Annotated in this window: 17 protein-coding genes; 9 read left to right on the top strand and 8 right to left on the bottom strand. The window is 67.7% G+C overall.

Translation table 11 applies throughout. The annotated features are described in order from the left end of the window. Nucleotides 1–307: 307 nt before the first annotated feature. From H9639_RS04290 to H9639_RS04300, 3 genes are read right to left on the bottom strand one after another with little or no spacing between them, the layout of a single operon-like run. Nucleotides 308–766: a carboxymuconolactone decarboxylase family protein gene (locus H9639_RS04290; RefSeq protein ID WP_191806914.1), complete on the bottom strand. Its 459-nt coding sequence runs from the start codon at nt 764–766 to the stop codon at nt 308–310. Continuing rightward, nucleotides 763–1083, bottom strand: coding sequence for a GNAT family N-acetyltransferase (locus H9639_RS04295; protein WP_191806915.1), 321 nt, complete (start codon nt 1081–1083; stop codon nt 763–765). The genes H9639_RS04290 and H9639_RS04295 overlap by 4 nt, the downstream gene beginning before the upstream one ends. 19 nt (nt 1084–1102) lie before the next feature. After that, nucleotides 1103–2098, bottom strand: a complete 996-nt coding sequence (locus H9639_RS04300; RefSeq protein ID WP_191806916.1) for a pirin family protein — start codon at nt 2096–2098, stop codon at nt 1103–1105. A 154-nt stretch (nt 2099–2252) separates the two neighbouring features. Here H9639_RS04300 and H9639_RS04305 point away from each other — a divergent pair, with 154 nt between their 5' ends. From H9639_RS04305 to H9639_RS04320, 4 genes are all read left to right on the top strand, one after another. Continuing rightward, on the top strand, nt 2253–2789 hold the full coding sequence (locus tag H9639_RS04305) for a dihydrofolate reductase family protein (RefSeq protein ID WP_191806917.1): 537 nt from the start codon (nt 2253–2255) through the stop codon (nt 2787–2789). Nucleotides 2790–2923: 134 nt separating this feature from the next. Next, on the top strand, nt 2924–3745 hold the full coding sequence (locus H9639_RS04310; RefSeq protein ID WP_191806918.1) for an alpha/beta fold hydrolase: 822 nt from the start codon (nt 2924–2926) through the stop codon (nt 3743–3745). Continuing rightward, a complete protein-coding gene (locus tag H9639_RS04315; protein WP_191806919.1) occupies nt 3742–5337 on the top strand; it encodes an ATP-binding protein in 1596 nt (531 codons plus the stop codon). The genes H9639_RS04310 and H9639_RS04315 overlap by 4 nt, the downstream gene beginning before the upstream one ends. A 164-nt stretch (nt 5338–5501) precedes the next feature. Next, a complete protein-coding gene (locus H9639_RS04320) occupies nt 5502–5966 on the top strand; it encodes a GtrA family protein (protein WP_191806920.1) in 465 nt (154 codons plus the stop codon). A 37-nt stretch (nt 5967–6003) separates the two neighbouring features. Here H9639_RS04320 and H9639_RS04325 read toward each other — a convergent pair whose 3' ends face one another. The 4 genes from H9639_RS04325 to H9639_RS04340 form a co-directional block, all read right to left on the bottom strand. Beyond that, nucleotides 6004–6837, bottom strand: coding sequence for a glucose 1-dehydrogenase (locus tag H9639_RS04325; RefSeq protein WP_191806921.1), 834 nt, complete (start codon nt 6835–6837; stop codon nt 6004–6006). 102 nt (nt 6838–6939) lie between these two features. Beyond that, a complete protein-coding gene (locus H9639_RS04330; RefSeq protein WP_191806922.1) occupies nt 6940–7665 on the bottom strand; it encodes an AAA family ATPase in 726 nt (241 codons plus the stop codon). A 146-nt stretch (nt 7666–7811) separates the two neighbouring features. After that, nucleotides 7812–9116 carry an MFS transporter gene (locus H9639_RS04335; RefSeq protein WP_191806923.1) on the bottom strand — a complete coding sequence of 435 codons (1305 nt, stop codon included), beginning with the start codon at nt 9114–9116 and terminating at the stop codon, nt 7812–7814. A gap of 70 nt (nt 9117–9186) precedes the next feature. Continuing rightward, nucleotides 9187–9555 carry an L-rhamnose mutarotase gene (locus tag H9639_RS04340; RefSeq protein WP_191806924.1) on the bottom strand — a complete coding sequence of 123 codons (369 nt, stop codon included), beginning with the start codon at nt 9553–9555 and terminating at the stop codon, nt 9187–9189. 302 nt (nt 9556–9857) lie between these two features. Here H9639_RS04340 and rhaI point away from each other — a divergent pair, with 302 nt between their 5' ends. The 5 genes from rhaI (at nt 9858) to H9639_RS04365 (ending at nt 16514) form a co-directional block, all read left to right on the top strand. Continuing rightward, entirely contained in the window at nt 9858–11024 is a 1167-nt protein-coding gene (gene rhaI, locus H9639_RS04345; protein ID WP_191806925.1) for an L-rhamnose isomerase, read from the top strand. A gap of 65 nt (nt 11025–11089) precedes the next feature. Then, complete coding sequence (locus H9639_RS04350; RefSeq protein ID WP_191806926.1) at nt 11090–13156, top strand: bifunctional aldolase/short-chain dehydrogenase; 2067 nt, start codon at nt 11090–11092, stop codon at nt 13154–13156. A 31-nt stretch (nt 13157–13187) separates the two neighbouring features. Then, nucleotides 13188–14660, top strand: a complete 1473-nt coding sequence (locus tag H9639_RS04355; protein ID WP_191806927.1) for a rhamnulokinase — start codon at nt 13188–13190, stop codon at nt 14658–14660. A gap of 194 nt (nt 14661–14854) precedes the next feature. After that, nucleotides 14855–15868: a LacI family DNA-binding transcriptional regulator gene (locus H9639_RS04360; protein ID WP_191806928.1), complete on the top strand. Its 1014-nt coding sequence runs from the start codon at nt 14855–14857 to the stop codon at nt 15866–15868. A 7-nt stretch (nt 15869–15875) separates the two neighbouring features. Next, nucleotides 15876–16514: a nucleoside/nucleotide kinase family protein gene (locus tag H9639_RS04365; protein ID WP_191806929.1), complete on the top strand. Its 639-nt coding sequence runs from the start codon at nt 15876–15878 to the stop codon at nt 16512–16514. Nucleotides 16515–16543: 29 nt separating this feature from the next. Here the strand turns inward: H9639_RS04365 and yczR are convergent, their stop codons facing one another. Next, nucleotides 16544–17953 carry a MocR-like transcription factor YczR gene (gene yczR / locus H9639_RS04370; protein WP_191806930.1) on the bottom strand — a complete coding sequence of 470 codons (1410 nt, stop codon included), beginning with the start codon at nt 17951–17953 and terminating at the stop codon, nt 16544–16546. Nucleotides 17954–17955 lie beyond the last annotated feature (2 nt).

Genomic DNA, 17955 nt, shown 5'->3' on the forward strand with positions numbered 1-17955 from the left:
GATAAGGCGGGATACAGCACGTCGACCGGCAGCCGGTGCGCAGAAAAGGCGACCAAATCCGCCGCGAAGTCACCATATCTGCGCACCCAGCGGGTAGGAACAGCGGCCGACGGCAGCATCCCTACCCGGGCGGCCGCGGGGACGAGTTTCAGCGCGAGCGGCCGCGTGGGTGTGCAGATAAGGCGGGATACAGCACGTCGACCGGCAGCCGGTGCGCAGAAAAGGCGACCAAATCCGCCGCGAAGTCACCATAGCTGCGCACCCAGCGGGCAGGAGCGGCGGCCAGACTCAGCCCGGGCAGCTGTGCTCAGCGCGCCTTGACCGGATGCCCGCTGATGATGGAGACCCGGTTGAAGGCGTTCATCGTCACCACCGCCCAGCTCAGGACGGAGAACTGCTCCACGCTGAGCAGCGCCTGGTATTTGGCGAAGATCTCCTCGCGGTGCTCCCCGTCAGGCAGCAGCGTCAGCGCCTCCGCCAGACCCAGCGCCGCCCGCTCGGTGTCCGTGAACAGCGCGGTATCCCGCCACGCCGGCAGCACGGACAGCCGCTGCGGTGTCTCCCCTTCGTCCAGTGCCTGCCGGGTGTGCAGGTCCAGGCAGTAGGCGCAGCCGTTGAGCTGTGAAACGCGCAGATTAACCAGCTCCATCACGATCCGGTCCAGCCCCGCTTCCTGCGCCGCCGCCCGGACCGCTGACGCGGTGGCAGCCAGCGCCTGGTAAACCGGCCGGTTCTGTTTGTCGATAAAGACCCTGTTGCCGCTCATGCCTGGCCCACCGGATCTGTCACCGAAGGTTCGGCTGCCGGCCAGTCAACAATGCCGCCGTACTCCGGGTGCCGCTTCAGCCAGCCGGCGATGTAGGGGCAGTACGGCACCAGCCGCAGGCCCGCATCACGGACGTCCTCGACGGCGTAGCGGGCCAGCCTGGCCGCCACCCCCTGGCCGGCGTAGGCGTCGTCCACCTCGGTGTGCACAAAAATGCGGCTGCCGGCACGGTTGCGGTAGGCCGCGAATCCGGCGACCGACCCGCCGTCGTCAAGCACTTCATAGCGCAGCTGCGCCGGGTTGTTCTGAATCTGCATTCGTTCTGGGCCTTTCGGATCAGCGGCGCGGCCGGAGCCGGGCATTGGGCAGGGCCGGAGCGGGCAGCGGAGGCAGCGGATCCTGCGGAACGGCGGCGAACCGGCTTGGACCGGCAGCTGCGGCGCCGGCATGGTTCTCGGCGCCGATGTGCTGCTGCCAGTCGCGGCGGTACTGGACGATCTCCTCATGGCTGCGGCCGATGAAGTTCCACCACATAACAATCGTCTCACCCAGCGGCTCGCCGCCGATGAGCACGGCCCGGGCCGGCGCATCCGCGGGTGCGTTGATCCGCAGCGTCCCGCTCCCCGGAGCCAGGTAGGCCAGCTCGGACTGGGCGACGGCGGCACCCTGGAATTGAAGCGCCCCCGTGTCCGCGAGCAGGCCGTATTCAAACCGCGGGTCGGCGTCGAGCTCCACCACGGCTCCGGGCTCCAGGAGCAGCTCGGCACCCAGAATCGGTGAGTGGGTCCGCACCGGCGATTCGGAGCCGGCGAGCGCACCCAGGAAAACCCGCAGCTCCCAGCCGGGTCCGCGGACGGCATCCGGGACATAGTGTTCGAACCGCGGTTCCGTGCTGCGCGCTGCCTCCGGCAGCGCAAGCCAGAGCTGGACCCCGTGCAGGATGCTGACCTCCGCGGTCGAGACTTCGGAATGCGCAATGCCGCTGCCGGCGGTCATCAGGTTCAGCTCCCCCGGACGCACCATGGCGTGGGCGCCGGTGCTGTCGCGGTGCTCGATCTCGCCGGTGAAAAGCCAGCTCACGGTCTGCAGCCCGGTGTGCGGGTGGGGCGGAACCACCATGCCGCCGGTCAGGGCGACGTCGTCGGGCCCGTAGTGGTCCACAAAGCACCAGGCGCCAATCAGGCTGCGGCTGCGCTGCGGCAGGGTGCGGCGGACCGGCATGGCCCGCGGGCCACCCAGCGGAACGTTGCGCGGCGGATGGATTTCAATGGCAGAAACGGCGGGCGCGGCAGCGCATTCAACCTCCACCGGAGCCATTTCGGTATTGCTCATACCCCTGCCATCCTTCCCCTGCTCCTGCTGTTCCTCCCATAATACATGCAGATGCATATAAATGGCAGGGCTTCCCGCACTGAATTGGGGCATCCCTGCCCTCCGGAGGCCACCCGCCTGATGCCTGGACATCCCTGCCCCTTATCCTCAACGTATGGCTAAAGTCATCTACTACGTCGCTTCGTCGCTGGATGGCTTTATTGCCACCGAGGACAACAACCTGGACTGGCTCCTGTCCTTTGGCTTTGAGCCGTTCCAGGAGCACTATGACCGGTTTATGTCCGGTATTGGAGGCATCATCATGGGTGCGGAAACCTATGCGTGGGTCCGGGCTGAACAGCCGGACACCTGGGATTACGGCACCCTCCCCTGCCTGGTGCTGACCCACCGGAACCTCCAGCCGCCGCCCGGCAGCGGCGTCCGTTTTGTCCGCGGGGATGTGCAGGCCGCCCTGGACCAGGCTGCGGCACTGGCGGAGGACAGGAACATCTGGATCGTTGGCGGAGGCAATGTTGCCGCCCAGTTCCTGGAGGCCGGGCTGCTGGATGAACTGTGGATCACGTACATGCCGGTGGCACTGGGCTCCGGACGCCGGCTGCTGCCAGTCACTGCGCCGACCGGCCGCATGCACCTGACCGGCACCACACAGTTCAACGGCGGCGCAGCCGAACTGCGCTTCACCACCCGCTAGCCCAAACGGTTTTCCGGCCGGGCCACAATCAGCGGATGGCGCGCGGACCCGGGGTTCAGGAACGGTACGCAGGTGGCGGTAAAGTTCACACCAGCACCACCCACCCCGTAACCGAGCAAAAAGGCCGCCGTCCCATGACGACTGACGTTCTCACCCGCAACAATGTCCGAATCCTAGGCAACGAGACGGGTCCGGCAGTGATCTTCGGCCACGGTTTCGGCTGTGACCAGGCCATGTGGCGCCGGATCGTTCCGCATTTCACGGACAAGTACCGGGTCATCGTCTTCGACCACGTCGGTTCCGGGGATTCCGACAAGGCAGCGTACGACCCGACCAAGTACTCGTCCCTGGACGGTTATGTCAGCGACCTGCTGGAAATCTGTGCCGAGCTGGAGCTGCGGGACGCAACCTTCGTGGGCCACAGCGTCAGTGCGATGATGGCGGTGGTCGCCGGTGCCACCGCTCCGCACCACTTCGCGAACCTTGTGCTCCTGGCGTCATCCCCCAGCTACATGGACCGTCCCGAAGACGGTTACCAGGGCGGCTTTTCCGCAGCCGACATTGACGATCTGCTGGTCTCCCTTGAGGCAAACTACATCGTCTGGGCTGCCGCCATGGCCCCAGTCATCATGGGCAACCCGGAGAAGCCTGAGCTGCACGATGAGCTCGAAGGCAGCTTCTGCAGGTTGGATCCGACCATCGCCCCCGGCTTCGCCCGGGTCTCCTTCTGCTCCGACGTCCGCGCCCTGCTGACGGAGGTGAAGGTGCCCACGCTTGTCCTGCAGTGCTCGGAGGATCTGCTCGCTCCGCCGCACATCGGGTCCTACACCCAGGAACGCATCGCCTCCAGCACCCTGGTGCAGCTGAAGGCCACCGGACATCTTCCGCATGTCAGCGCGCCGGAGGAAACCGCGGAGGCCATCCTGTCCTATCTCGCCCGGGTTCCGGCGGCGTGACGGAAGCTTTCCCGGACACGGGATTCGCCACCCCCGCCGTCGAACTGGATTACCGGGAGCTGTTCCACCGGTCGCCGGCGGGATATATCGTCACGCTTGAAGACGGAACTATCACCGAAGCCAACCTGACTTTTGCCAACTGGATCAGCCGCAGCCGCGAAGAACTCATCGGCGTCAGCATCCTGTCCCTGCTCCCGATGGGTGACCGGATTGTCTACTCCACCCATGCTCTGCCGCAGCTCGGCGTCGGCCGTTCCTTCGCCGAACTGGCGGTGGACTTCGTCAGCGCCGACGGCACCCGACTCCCGGCCCTCCTCTCCGCGACGCGGCAGCCGGCGGAGGGAACCCGGCCGGCACTGGACCGGGTGGTGGTGTTCAACGCTCAGGAACGCCGCCTCTACGAGCGGGAGCTGGTTGCTGCCCTCCGGGCTGCCGAGAAAGCCGAAGCCGCACGCGCCAGCGCGGAAGCCGACGTGCTGGAGAAGCAGGCCGCCCTGCAGGAGAAGGACCGGATCCTGCAGGAAAGCCTCGCGGAGAGCCGGCGCAAGGAGTCCCTGCTCCAAACCGTGCTGGACACCGTGGAGGTTGGCGTCTCGGTGGTGGATGAGGACGGCAATGTCATCCTCACCAACTCACGGCAGCGGTTTATCCAGCGGCGTGCGCAGCCGCCGGGAACCACGCAGGCCAACGAGTGTGAACTTTTGATCTTCGGTCCGGACCGCGTGACGCCGCTGCCGCCGGAGCTGCGTCCGGTGCGCCGCACGGTGCAGGGACAGTCTTTTTCCGACCAGCTGGTCTGGTTTGGAACCGGCGATCAGCAGCGGGCCTTCAGCGTCACCGCCAGGTCCGTGCAGCGGCACGGCGGCTTTCAGGGGTCGGTGATCGCCTTTTCCGACGTCACCGGGCTGGTGAACGCCGTCGCCGCCAAGGAAGACTTCGTGGCCAACGTCTCCCATGAGCTCCGCACTCCGCTGACCTCGATCATGGGCTACCTGGACCTTGCGCTGGAGGACGAGACAGAGATCCCGGCGCATGTGGCCACCTCACTGAAGATCGCCTTGCGGAACTCTGAGAAGCTGCTCGAACTGGTCTCCGACCTGCTCTCTGCCGCCGCCGGCCCCAGCAGCATTAAGCAGAAGAGCGCCGATCTTGCCGAGCTGCTCCGAAGCTCCATCACCTCGGCGGCTCCCCGGGCGGAAATCAGCAAGGTCAAGCTCGTTTCCGATTTCCCCGCGCAGCTGCCGGCATTCGTGGATCCCCAGCGGATTGGGCAGGTGATCGATAACTTGCTGTCCAACGCGGTGAAATACTCGCCCGACGGCGGCCGGGTCACCGTGAGCGCGTGGTCAACCAGCGACAGCGTGCACTTCCAGGTGGCCGATACCGGGATCGGCATGACGGCGGCCGAGCAGAGTGAGGTTTTCACGAAGTTCTTCCGGTCCGGAACCAGCCGTAAGGCGGCGATTCCAGGCGTCGGTCTAGGGCTGGTCATCAGCAAGAACATCGTCGAGGCCCATCAGGGAGTGATCACGCTCACCAGCGAGGCGGGCCGGGGCACGGTGTTTACAGTCCGCCTGCCGGCGGCGGGCTGACCGCAGTGGACCGGGCAGGGGACAACCGATTTTGTCCACCTTGTCTGGATGTGGAAACATCCACTATGAACCCCGGTGTGTGGTTCCGTGGCGTGCAGTGAGGACTGTGGCCCGTCATGGCGCAGCCCTTTGCGGCTTGTCCTGGGAAAAGAACTGGTAGCAGAATGAACGGCATTTCGACTTCCCGGAAAATCCTCCGGAGACTGGGGTCGTTTTCCCTGGTTGGCACCGTCGCCTTCCTGGTAGACATCGGGCTGTTTAATCTGCTCTCAGCCACTGTCCTGCAGGACAATCCCATCACCTCGAAGGTTGTCTCCGTGGCGGTGGCGACAACCATCTCCTGGCTGGGCAGCCGCTACCTCACCTTCCGGCGCACCCGGGGCCGCAGCGTCACGGCCGAGACAGTGCTTTTCGGCCTGACCAACCTGGTGGGCCTGGCCATCGCGGCCGGCTGCCTGTACGTCTCCCACTACCTCCTCGGCTTCGACAGCCAGTTCGCGGACAACGTCTCCGGGAACGTCATCGGTGTCCTGCTGGGCAACGTCTTCCGGTACTTCGCCTACAGGTACGTCGTGTTCACCGAACCGAAGGACACCCGTTCCGGCGAGCTCGAGCGGCAGGACGCGTAGGGCACAAGCCCCTTGCACCGGCCACGCGCCGGAGCTCTCACATTGTCGGCAGGTCCGGGTCAGCGGGCGGCGGCGGAGCTGCCGGCGCGGTGGGAGCGGAGGGCGCGCGGTCCGGCTCCGAGCCCAGCTCTGCCACTTCGTAGTGGGCCAGACCGGCCGTTTCCCCGCCGTCAGCCACAAATTCGGCGCCGGTGGAAAAGCTGGATTCATCGCTGGCCAGAAACAGGACCAGGTCCGCTATCTCCTCCGGCTCCCCCATCCGGTGCAGCGCCACGTGCTCCTGCCCTATTTCCAGTCCCCCGGTCATGGGGGTCCGCACGGCACCGGGGTGCACCGAGTTAACCCGGATGTTGTACGGACCCAGGTCAATCGCAACAGACTTCGTGAGCCCGCGCACGCCGTACTTCGCGGCGGTGTAGCCGGGGAGATTCTGGTAGCCCTGCAGCCCCGCTGTGGAGGAAATGTTAATAATGGAGGCCCCACGGGAGCGTTTCATCGGTTCGACGGCAGCCTTGATGCCCAGAAAAACCCCGGTGAGGTTCACCGCGATGATGGTGTTCCACTGCTCCAGCGTGTAATCCTCAATGCTGCCAAAGTCCGCGATCCCGGCATTGTTTACCAGCACATCCACGCCGCCAAACCGTTCCTCGGCTTCCCGGATGGCAGCGGCCCAGTCCTCGGGGCGGGTGACGTCCAGAGGAACATAGGCCGCGGCCGCCCCAATGCTCTCCGCCAGGGCCCGGCCGCCGTCGTCGAGCAGGTCTCCAATGACCACCTGCGCGCCCTCCTCCGTGAGACGGCGCACCACCGCCGCCCCGATTCCCCGGGCTCCCCCGCTGACCACTGCTGTTTTGCCGCTGACCCGTCCCATGGACCCTCCTCATCACCGGCCGCAGGGTGCGGTGCACCCCTGTACAACAGCCGTTCCTGCACATCCAACTACCCTGCGGCAGGGAAGTCACGGTTTGCGGCATTAGAGGTGCCGCAGATACCGCTGCGGGGAGCCGAGGAAAGAGCGCCAGTTGCTCACGAGGTCAAGGTCCTCCCAGTCCCGGTGCCGCAGTCCCCAGGATCCCAGCTCCAGGATCTCCGCACCGGGCAGCGCAGCGAGCAGCGGCGAGTGGGTGGACATGATGACCTGTGATCTACCGTCCGCCAGCAGTCCTTTAAGCACTGAGAGCAGGCTGAGGCACCCCGAGAAGGACAGCGCCGATTCCGGTTCATCCAGCACCCACAGCCCGCGGCCCCGGAACCGGTCTGCGGTGAGCGCCAAAAACGACTCTCCGTGGGACATGTCATGGAACCCGAGATCGGGCGGTCCGACGGTCCTCGGGTTCTCCTCCAGATAGGTAAAGAAGCCGTGCATCGTCTCGGCCCGCAGAAAGTATCCGCGGCGGGTGGCCCCCGCGTTCCTGACCAGTTTCAGATGATCGGCCAGGATGGATTCCGTGGACCGGGTGGTGTGCCGCGCGCCGGTCGATCCGCCCTCGGCGGACAATCCGTAGGCGAGCGCGGCCGCCTCCACGAGGGTTGATTTCCCCGATCCGTTCTCGCCCACAAGGATGGTCGCCGGGCCCAGGTCCAGCCCCCGGTCCAGGACCTGTGCGACGGCCGGCAGCGCCGCCGGCCAGAGACTGCGGTCCAGCGGGTGCGCGGGGTCCTCCTCCAAACGGCGGACCGGATATCGGTGCAGGGTCATGCGCCCCATTGTTGCAGCCGTCCTGCAGCGGCAGCCCACGCGGAAAGGCCCCCGGCATCCGGTCCGGGTCTGCACCCGGACCGGGCCGGAGGCCTTCACCGTTCTGATGTGTTTTGCGGAGCGCTGAGCCTCCGGGACACCTGAGCCTAGACTGCGTCCTGCTTGATCACCTCGGGAGCCCGCCCGTAACGTTCGGTTTCGATGTCCTCCAGGCTCTTGCCCCGGGTATTCGGGGCCCAGAGGACACCGATGAGCATGGCGGCCACGAGGGCTCCGATCATGATCATGCCGACGAACGGCACGCCGCGTTCGGCCAGCAGCGTCGGGAACCAGTAGCTGAGCAGGCCGACGACGATGCGCGCCACGAAGAACAGCACGCCCTGGGCACTGGCCCGGAGGCGGGTCGGGAACATCTCCGCGGCCCACAGGGCATAGAAGGCCTGGGCACCGATGCCGGCCGAGATACCCCAGAGGGCAGCGAACACGATCAGCACCGGCATGGTGACGTGGGCGAAGACCAGCAGCAGCCAGGCAATGATGCCGAGCACGGCGCCGATGCCGTAAAGCACCCGGCGGTCCACCCGGTCGCCGTACTTCATAAAGCCGAAGTAGGTGGCTGCCACGGTCAGGGTCCACAGCAGCACCTGCAGCAGGTTCTGCTGCGTTGCGGATTCGACGCCGGCGGTCTCGTAGACGCGCGGCATGAAGATGCCCATCTGCCCGGCCACCAGGTTCCAGAGCGCGTAGACGCCGGTCAGGAACAGCAGTGCTTTGAGGTTGGTGGCGCTGGTGAGCAGTTCACGGTAGTTGCGGCGCTTCACTCCGCCGGCCTCGGCGGTTCGGCGCTCTTCGTCGGACTTCTTCCAGGTAGCCGACTCGGACAGGCCGCGGCGGATCCACCAGGTAACCAGGGCGACGACGAACAGGTGCGCGAAGATGATCCGGCTGCCGGTCAGGCCCAGCGGAACCACGAGCGTGGCGAACAGGAACACCAGGGCCGGGCCGAGCGACCAGGCGAGCTGGGCGGTGCCCACATGCTTGGCGCGGTGTTCCGCGGGGGCTTCCTCCGCAATGTAGGTCCAGGCGACCGGTACGCCGGCGCCGACGGCGATGCCGGTCAGGATGACGCCGGCGATCAGCATCCACGGTGCCACGGCGAAGATGACCAGCAGGGTTCCGAACATGTACAGGATCAGGTCATAGGTGTAGATGAACTTGCGCCCGTACCGGTCCCCCAGGGGGCCGCCGATGAGGGCGCCGACAGCGGCGCCGAATGCGTTGGCACTCAGCGCCGCGACCAGTCCGACGACGAGGTTGGTGAACCCGAAGTATTCCTGCCAGAGGGTGAGGCTGGTGGCCAGGGCGATGATGGAGCCGGCCTCGATGTAGTTGGACATGGACACGGCGATGGTGGCTTTCCATCCGCCGAGCTTGAGCTTGGGGGTGCTCATGGCGAGCCTTTCTGCAACGGTGAAGAAGGTGCTGAGAAGCGGGCACGGCTGTGCCCGGGATAAAACGGGTTCAGGAGAGGTGGAAGTACTGCGTCAGCGTCTGCGGGGAGGTGCCCTCGACGAAGTACTGGGCCATCTCGGACTGCCACCGGGTGTTGACCGGGTGGGCGTCCATCAGCTGCTGGGTTGCAGCGGCGTCTTCCGCCTCGAAATAGCCCACAACCAGGCCGTCCTCCGGGCGGAGGAACAGCGAGTAGTTCCGCCAGCCGGTTTCCCGCAGCGCATCCAGCATTTCCGGCCAGACCCGCTGGTGGACCTCGACGTACTCGGCCAGCCGCTCCGGACGGATGTGCAGCAGGAAGCACCGGCGGGTGCGGGTGGTCTCCGCGGGAAGCCGGACCAGCTCCTGCAGCTCACCCGTGGGTGGGGAAGAGCCCATTCATCACTCCTTCGTAATGTGGCGGGTCCGGGCGGACCTTCGCACCTGTGGCGGCAGCGGGGACGGCCGCTCGCGGAGTAGCCGTGAGGGCCGGTCTGTGAGGGGGATCTCATCCAGTGCCGGACTTATCGTACCCAAAATTTGAGACGTTTCAAGTCGACTGGGAGCGGATATTCCATGCAGCCGCGGAAGGCAGGTTTGACCGCATACGACTTTGCGGCTTAGTTTAGTGAAACGATTCAAAAGCGGTGTCCAGGTTTAACCGGCGCCGCCCGCCGGCTACCCACAGAGAAGTGACGCACATGCCTGTATTCGACGACATCGCCCCCCAGCTGGCCGCCCAGGCCATTGAGCTTCCGTCCTGGGCCTTCGGGAACTCCGGAACCCGGTTCAAGGTCTTCTCCACGCCGGGAACGCCGCGCACGGTGGAGGAAAAGATTGCCGACGCCGCCCAGGTCCACCGCTTCACCGGACTGGCTCCCGCCGTCGCGCTCCACATCCCCTGGGACAAGGTGGACGACTACACCGCCCTCGCCCGCTACGCCGCAGACCAGGGCGTGTCACTGGGCACCATCAACTCCAACACCTTCCAGGACGAGGAGTACAAGTTCGGCTCCCTGACCCACACCGATCCGGGGGTGCGCCGCAAGGCGATCGACCACCACCTGGAGTGCCTGGAGATCATGAATGCCACCGGGTCCCGGGACCTGAAGATCTGGCTCGCCGACGGCACCAACTACGCCGGCCAGCAGGACATGCGCGGACGCCAGGACCGGCTCGCCGAGTCGCTGGCCGAGATCTACGCCCAGCTGGGCGCCGAGCAGCGGCTGGTGCTCGAGTACAAGTTCTTCGAGCCGGCGTTTTATCACACCGACGTGCCGGACTGGGGCACGGCCTACACCCAGGTTGCCGCCCTCGGCGAGAAGGCCATGGTCTGCCTCGACACCGGGCACCACGCGCCGGGGACCAACATCGAGTTCATCGTGATGCAGCTGCTGCGCCTGGGCAAGCTCGGTTCCTTCGATTTCAACTCCCGCAACTACGCCGACGACGACCTGATCGTCGGTGCCGCGGATCCCTTCCAGCTCTTCCGGATCATGGTCGAGGTGGTGCGCGGCGGCGGACTGGACCCCGAAACCGGTGTGGCCTTCATGCTCGACCAGTGCCACAACATCGAAGAGAAGATCCCCGGCCAGATCCGCTCGGTGCTCAACGTTCAGGAAATGACGGCCCGCGCCCTGCTGATCGACGGCGAAGCCTTGGCCGCAGCCCAGACCGCCGGTGACGTGCTCGGTGCCCACCAGGTCCTGATGGACGCCTTCTACACCGATGTCCGCCCGCAGCTGGCGGCCTGGCGTGAATCCCGCGGACTGCCGGGCGACCCGATGGCCGCCTACGCCGCCTCCGGATACCAGCAGCGCATCAATGAAGAGCGCGTCGGCGGCACCCAGGCTTCCTGGGGTTCCTGAGCCCGCCCGCCCTGCGCCTGCCCCCTGACCCACAGATTCCGTCCACTCCCCGAGGAGACCTCCGCATGAACGCCCCCGCCAGCACCCCGACGACCGGCCAGCAGACCGTCGTAGCCGACCTCATCGCCCGTTCCAACCGGCTTGGCTCGGACCCGAAGAACACCAACTACGCCGGCGGCAACACCTCCGCCAAGGGCACCGCGGCGGATCCGGTGACCGGTGAAGACGTCGAGCTGCTGTGGGTCAAGGGCTCCGGCGGGGACCTCGGCACCCTCACCGAGCAGGGCCTGGCCGTACTGCGGATGGACCGGGTGCGGGCGCTGAAGGGCGTCTACCGCGGCGTGGAGCACGAGGACGAGATGGTCGCGGCCTTCGACTACTGCCTGCACGGCAAGGGCGGTGCGGCGCCGTCAATCGATACCGCCATGCACGGGCTGGTCGACGCCGCGCACGTGGATCACCTGCACCCGGATTCCGGCATCGCCGTCGCCACGGCGGCCGACGGCGAGGAACTCACCGCGAAGATCTTCGGCGACAAGGTGGTGTGGGTGCCCTGGCGCCGCCCCGGCTTCCAGCTGGGTCTGGACATCGCCGCCATCAAGGAAGCCAACCCCGCCGCGGTCGGCACCATCCTGGGCGGGCACGGCATCACCGCCTGGGGCGCGAGCAGCGGCGAAGCCGAGGCGAACTCCCGGTGGATCATCGACACGGCCGAGGCCTACATCGCCGAACACTCCAAGGCCGAGCCCTTCGGCCCGGCTCTCGCCGGATATGCGGCGCTGCCCGAGGCCGAGCGGCACGCCAAGGCAGCCGCCCTGGCCCCGGTGATCCGCGGCCTGGCCTCGCACGACCGCCCGCAGGTTGGCCACTACATGGACGATCCGCGGGTCCTGGAGTTCCTCGCCTCCACTGAGCACCCCCGGCTGGCTGCCCTGGGCACCTCCTGCCCGGACCACTTCCTGCGCACCAAGGTCAAGCCGCTGGTCCTGGACCTGCCGGCCGACGCACCCGTCGAAGACTGCACCGCCCGCCTGAAGGAGCTGCACGAGGCCTACCGCGCCGACTACCAGGCCTACTACGAACGGCATGCCGACGCCGGCTCCCCGGCCATGCGCGGCGCTGACCCGGCAATCGTGCTGGTACCCGGCGTCGGTATGTTCTCCTGGGGCAAGGACAAGCAGACCGCACGCGTGGCCGGCGAGTTCTACCTCAACGCCATCAACGTGATGCGCGGGGCCGAAGGCATCTCCAGCTACGCCCCGATCGACGAATCGGAGAAATTCCGGATCGAATACTGGGCGTTGGAGGAAGCCAAGCTGGCCCGCATGCCCAAGCCGCGCAGCCACGCCACCCGCATCGCACTGGTAACCGGCGCGGCGTCGGGCATCGGCAAGGCCATCGCCACCCGCCTGGCAGCAGAAGGCGCCTGCGTGGTGATCGCCGACCTCAACCTGGAAGCCGCCGAACAGGTGGCCGCCGAGCTGGGCGGCTCCGACGTGGCCATCGGCGTCCGCGCCGACGTGACCGACGCCGGGCAGGTCGCCGCTGCCATCGACGCCACCGTGCTGGCCTTCGGCGGCATTGACCTGGTGGTGAACAACGCCGGCCTGTCCATCTCCAAGCCGCTGCTGGAAACCACGGAAAAGGACTGGGACCTGCAGCACGACGTGATGGCCAAGGGCTCCTTCCTGGTCGCCAAGGCCGCTGCCAAGGCCATGATCGCCCAGGAAATGGGCGGGGACATCCTGTACATCTCCTCGAAGAACTCCGTCTTCGCCGGACCCAACAACATTGCCTACTCCGCCGTCAAGGCCGACCAGGCCCACCAGGTGCGCCTGCTGGCCGCGGAACTGGGTGAGCACGGCATCAAGGTCAACGGCATCAACCCCGACGGCGTGGTCCGCGGCTCCGGTATTTTTGCCGGCGGCTGGGGTGCCAAGCGCGCCGCGGTTTACGGCGTGCCCGAGGATGAGCTGGGCAAGTTCTACGCCCAGCGCACCCTGCTCAAGCGCGAGGTGCTGCCGGAGAACGTGGCCAACGCCGCCGCGGTCCTGACCAGCTCCGATCTTTCCCACACCACCGGCCTGCACATCCCGGTTGACGCCGGCGTCGCCGCAGCGTTCCTGCGCTAAGCGGCGCGGCGGGCAGCGAAAGGACAAACACGTGGCGACAGCGACAGCGGCAGCGGTGGCAGCCGTCGATCTTGGGGCGACCAGCGGCCGCGTCATCCTCGGCGGGGTGTCCGGCGGCCGGATCCGGATGCGGCATGTGGCCCGCTTCCCCAACCAGCCGGTCCGGCTGCATGAGGGGGACGGGCCCGGGCTGCACTGGAACATCACCGAGCTCTACCGGTCCCTGTCCGCCGGGCTCGCCCAGGCGTTCCGGGAGGAACCCGGTGTCCGTTCCATCGGCGTCGACTCCTGGGCCGTGGACTACGGGCTGCTGCGCGGCGGGAAGCTGCTGGGCCTGCCCTACCACTACCGGGACGAACGCACCGCTGCCGGGGTGCATGCCGTCCACGCGGCCCTGTCCCCGGAAGAGCTCTACTCCCGCAGCGGGCTGCAGCACCTCCCCTTCAACACGGTGTTCCAGCTGGCCGTGGACCGGCAGCGCGGTGACCTGGACATGGCGGACCGGGCACTGCTGGTCCCGGACCTCATCGCCTACTGGCTCACCGGCCGGCAGGTGACCGAGGAGACCAACGCTGCGACCACCGGGCTGCTGGATGCCCGCACCCGGCAGTGGGATACGGAGCTGATGGCCCGGCTCGGGCTGGCGGGCGATCTGTTCGCCCCGCTGATCGCCCCGGGTGAGCGGATCGGCGGCCTGCTGCCCGCAGTGGCGGCGGAGCTGGGTGTCCCGGCAGGTCTGCCGGTCACGGCCGTAGGCTCGCACGACACCGCCTCCGCCGTCGTCGCCGTGCCCTTCGCGGATGAGGACGCAGCGTTCATTTCCTCCGGCACCTGGTCCCTGGTTGGCGTCGAGCTGCCCAGCCCGGTGCTCACTGCCGAAAGCCAGGCCGCCAACTTCACCAATGAAGGCGGCGTGGACGGACGGATCCGGTACCTGAAGAACGTGTCCGGGCTGTGGCTGCTCTCCGAGTCCATCCGCACGTGGGACGGCCCCGGGGCCACCGACGCCCAGCACACCAGCAACCTCGCCGGGCTGATCAGCCAGGCGGCGGCCGTCACCGCCCCCGTACCGGTGTTTGATGTGCAGGACGAGCGCTTCACGGCGCCCGGCGACATGCCGGCGCGGATCGCCGCCTGGTGCCAGGAGCGGGGGCTGCAGCCGCCGCGCGGGCGGGCTGAGACGGTCCGGTCCATCCTGGAGTCCCTGGCGGCCGCGTACGCGGATGTCATCGAGCAGATTGAGCGGCTCACCGGGCGCAGTATCCGCACCGTGCACGTGGTGGGCGGCGGATCGCAGAACACCCTGCTCTGCCAGCTCACCGCCGACCGGACCGGCCGCACGGTGTTCGCCGGGCCGGTGGAGGCCACCGCCATTGGCAACGTGCTGGTCCAGGCCCGGGCCGCCGGCCTGGTCTCGGGAGGACTGGAGGAGCTGCGCCGCCTGGTGGCCCAAACGTTCGAACCGGTCCGCTACGAGCCGCGGGTCGCCGCCGGGCTTCCGTAGCCGCCGGGGTTCCGTAGCCACCGGGCTTCCGTAGCCGCCGGGGTTCCGTAGCCACCGGGCTTCCGTAGCCGCCGGCGCTGGCCGGGTCAGCCAAAAGGACATTCTGCTTACAATAAGACCCTGCCCGCGGGCCCGGCGCTCCGGTGGCTGCGCCCCCAGAGCAGTGGACCCGTCCGGACGGAAGTGAAGAGAGCATGGCCAGATTCCCGGTGAGCATCAAGGACGTCGCCCGGGAAGCCCAGGTATCAATCGGCACCGTCTCCAACGTGATCAACCGCCCCGAGGTGGTCTCCGAGGACCGCCGCCGCCGGGTCCTGAAGGCCATCGACCAGCTGGGATACGTCCGCAACGACGTCGCCCGGCAGCTCAAGGCCGGCCGCTCCCGGACCATCGGGCTGGTGGTGCAGGACACCGGCAACCCGTTCTACAACGAAATCGCCCGCGGAGCCGAAGCCGCCGCGGACGATCACGGCCAGGCCGTAATCGTCGGCAACTCCGGGCTCTCCCGCAGCCGGGAACAGGTCTACCTGGATCTGTTCGAGGAACAACGGGTGCGCGGGGTGCTCATCACCCCGCAGTCTGACGACCTCCGGCGGGTGGAGCGGCTGCGCTCCCGCGGCACCCCGGTGGTGCTGGTGGACGAGCGGGCTCCCGCTTCCCAGTACTGCTCCCTGGCCGTCGACGACGTCGAAGGCGGCCGGATGGCAGTGGCACACCTGCTGGCCGGCGGTGCCCGGAACATCACCTTCGTAGGCGGCCCGGCGGGCCTGCACCAGGTGACGGACCGGCAGGCCGGCGCCCGGGCCGCCGTCGACACCGTACCCGGTGCCACGCTGGACGTCGTTGGCACCGCGGCCTTGACCGTGCTGGAGGGCCGGCGCGTGGGCGAGGAACTGCTGCACAGGCCTGCCGCCGAACGCCCAACGGGTGTGTTCGCGGCCAATGACCTGCTCGCAATCGGACTGCTGCAGGCATTCGTCTTCGACCACCGGCTCCGGGTGCCGGAAGACATCGCCCTGATCGGCTATGACGACATCGATTTTGCGCCCTCCGCCGTCGTTCCGCTGTCCTCCATCCGGCAGCCGGCGCGGCTGATCGGGCGGACCGCGGTGGAACTGCTGGAAGATGAGCTGTCCGAGGACCACCACCACCGCCACGTCACCTTCCAGCCGGAGCTGGTCGTGCGGGACTCGACGGACGCCATTTAGGGCCTGCATGCAGATTCTCGAACGCACCCTCGCCGACCTCACCGCGGAAGCCCGCGCCCTCGCCGCTGGCCCCCGGCGCATCCTCGGGATCACCGGCCCGCCCGGCGCGGGGAAATCCACCCTGGCCGCTGCGCTGGCCTCCGCGCTGGGACCGGAACTCGCCGTCGTCGTGTCCATGGATGGTTTCCACCTGGCGAACCGAATTCTGGGCCAGCTTGGCCGGCAAACGCGCAAAGGCGCCATCGACACGTTCGACGACGGCGGCTACGCGGCTCTGCTGTGCCGCCTGAAGCGGCAGGAACCCGGAGATCCCGTGATCTACGCGCCGGAATTCGACCGCACCCTGGAGGAGCCGATCGGCTCGGCGGTGCCTGTGCGGCCCGACGTACCGCTGGTGATTACGGAGGGGAACTACCTGCTCCAGGACAGCGGTTCCTGGCCGGAAGCGCGAAAACAGCTCGACGCCGTCTGGTACCTCTCGCTGGCGGAACCTGTCCGGATGCAACGGCTTGCTGCGCGGCACGCGGCTTTCGGGAAATCCCCGGAGGAGGCCCGGCGCTGGGCGCAGGGAAGCGACCAGATGAACGCGGACCTGGTAGCGGCCCGCGCCCACACGGCTGACGCCGTGCTGAAGCTGACCCCGTAGCTTACGGATACCGGACACCCGGCGGGCGGTCACACCACGGCAGGCTGGTACGACGGCGGTGCCGGGCTTTTACCCAGCCCCGCCCAGGCATCCGCCAGCACTTCCACGGCCCGGGTGGTTTCCGGCGCTCCGTAGCTGATCGGCAGGCGGAGGAAACGTTCAAACACGCCGTCGCTCCCGAAGACCGGACCAGCGGCCAGCAGCAGGCCGCGGGAGCGCGCCGCGAGGGTGAGCTGGGAACTGACCGGACGGCCAATATTCACCCAGGTGCTCAGTCCCCCGGCCACCCGCGGCACGTCCCACTCCGGCAGCGCGGCCGCCAGCAGAGACTCGAGCCGATCCCGGCCGGACCGCAGCAGCTCCCGCCGCCCGGCCAGGATTTCCTCATACTTGGCCAGTGCCTGCACGGCCACCAGCTGCTCCAGGACCGGGGTGCCCAGGTCATTGGCAAACCGGGCCTGCACCAGCCGGGTAATGAGGTCCGGTTCAGCCCGGATCCAGCCGATCCGCAGCCCGCCCCACACCGTTTTGCCGAGCGAACCCACCAGCACGGCGGGCCCGTGGACGGCCAGGGGGGAGACCGGCCCGGCGGAATCGATGGACAGCTCGGCCATGGTCTCATCTGCAACCACTACCGTTCCCGTGCGGGCTGCGAGTTCCAGCAGTGCCGTGCGTTCCGGCGGTGCCATCACCGCCCCGGTGGGGTTGTGGAAATCCGGCATCAGGTAAGCCATGGCCGGCCGGGACCGGCGGAAGGCCTGGGCCAGACCCTCGGTGTCCCATCCATCGCGGGGTGTGACGGCAACCGGAACGATCCGTCCGCCGGCGGCCCGGATGGCTTCCGCTCCGTGGGGGTAAGTCGGGGATTCCAGCAGGGCCGTATCCCCGCGTTCGAGCAATACCCGCGACAGCAGCGCCACCGCGTGCTGGGCACCGATGGTCACCATGATCTGCCCGGGGTCAGTGGGCAGGCCGCGGAAGGCATAGCGTTCCGCGATGGCTTCCCGCAGCGCGGGCAGCCCCACGGGATCGTAGCCGGGTTCGGTGAGCCTTCCCGGGAGCTGCCCGAGTGCCGCCGCTGCGGCGTCGGCCAGCTGGGGTGCGGCCGGCAGAGCCGCCTTGCTGAGGTCCAGGCTGTCCGGTCCGGCTGCCTGCGCCCGTTCCGGCTGCTGCCCGGGGATTTTTACGACGCTGCCGGACCCGCGCAGGCTCTCCAGATACCCGGCATCCCGCAGTCTGGCATACGCGGCGCTGACCGTCGTGCGGGACAGCTGCAGGCTTTCGGAGAGCTCGCGTTCTGCCGGCAGCCGGGCGCCCACGGGGAGCCGCCCGTCCAGGACCAGCAACCGAATCCGTTCGGACAGATCCGCGTAGGCGGGCCCGTTTGCCCGCCAGGTACCAAGCATGCCCGCCAACCGGTTCGCACCCAGGATCAACATCA

Source organism: Arthrobacter gallicola, from assembly GCF_014836775.1.
In the GTDB taxonomy this organism is placed as follows: Bacteria; Actinomycetota; Actinomycetes; order Actinomycetales; family Micrococcaceae; genus Arthrobacter_B; species Arthrobacter_B gallicola.

What these genes read in the sequence shown, in the direction of transcription:
- H9639_RS04290 (WP_191806914.1), bottom strand. Translation starts at nt 766, where the DNA reads ATGAGCGGCAACAGGGTCTTTATCGACAAACAGAACCGGCCGGTTTAC.
- H9639_RS04295 (WP_191806915.1), bottom strand. Translation starts at nt 1,083, where the DNA reads ATGCAGATTCAGAACAACCCGGCGCAGCTGCGCTATGAAGTGCTTGAC.
- H9639_RS04300 (WP_191806916.1), bottom strand. Translation starts at nt 2,098, where the DNA reads ATGAGCAATACCGAAATGGCTCCGGTGGAGGTTGAATGCGCTGCCGCG.
- H9639_RS04305 (WP_191806917.1), top strand. Translation starts at nt 2,253, where the DNA reads ATGGCTAAAGTCATCTACTACGTCGCTTCGTCGCTGGATGGCTTTATT.
- H9639_RS04310 (WP_191806918.1), top strand. Translation starts at nt 2,924, where the DNA reads ATGACGACTGACGTTCTCACCCGCAACAATGTCCGAATCCTAGGCAAC.
- H9639_RS04320 (WP_191806920.1), top strand. Translation starts at nt 5,502, where the DNA reads ATGAACGGCATTTCGACTTCCCGGAAAATCCTCCGGAGACTGGGGTCG.
- H9639_RS04325 (WP_191806921.1), bottom strand. Translation starts at nt 6,837, where the DNA reads ATGGGACGGGTCAGCGGCAAAACAGCAGTGGTCAGCGGGGGAGCCCGG.
- H9639_RS04330 (WP_191806922.1), bottom strand. Translation starts at nt 7,665, where the DNA reads ATGACCCTGCACCGATATCCGGTCCGCCGTTTGGAGGAGGACCCCGCG.
- H9639_RS04335 (WP_191806923.1), bottom strand. Translation starts at nt 9,116, where the DNA reads ATGAGCACCCCCAAGCTCAAGCTCGGCGGATGGAAAGCCACCATCGCC.
- H9639_RS04340 (WP_191806924.1), bottom strand. Translation starts at nt 9,555, where the DNA reads ATGGGCTCTTCCCCACCCACGGGTGAGCTGCAGGAGCTGGTCCGGCTT.
- rhaI (WP_191806925.1), top strand. Translation starts at nt 9,858, where the DNA reads ATGCCTGTATTCGACGACATCGCCCCCCAGCTGGCCGCCCAGGCCATT.
- H9639_RS04350 (WP_191806926.1), top strand. Translation starts at nt 11,090, where the DNA reads ATGAACGCCCCCGCCAGCACCCCGACGACCGGCCAGCAGACCGTCGTA.
- H9639_RS04360 (WP_191806928.1), top strand. Translation starts at nt 14,855, where the DNA reads ATGGCCAGATTCCCGGTGAGCATCAAGGACGTCGCCCGGGAAGCCCAG.
- H9639_RS04365 (WP_191806929.1), top strand. Translation starts at nt 15,876, where the DNA reads ATGCAGATTCTCGAACGCACCCTCGCCGACCTCACCGCGGAAGCCCGC.
- yczR (WP_191806930.1), bottom strand. Translation starts at nt 17,953, where the DNA reads ATGTTGATCCTGGGTGCGAACCGGTTGGCGGGCATGCTTGGTACCTGG.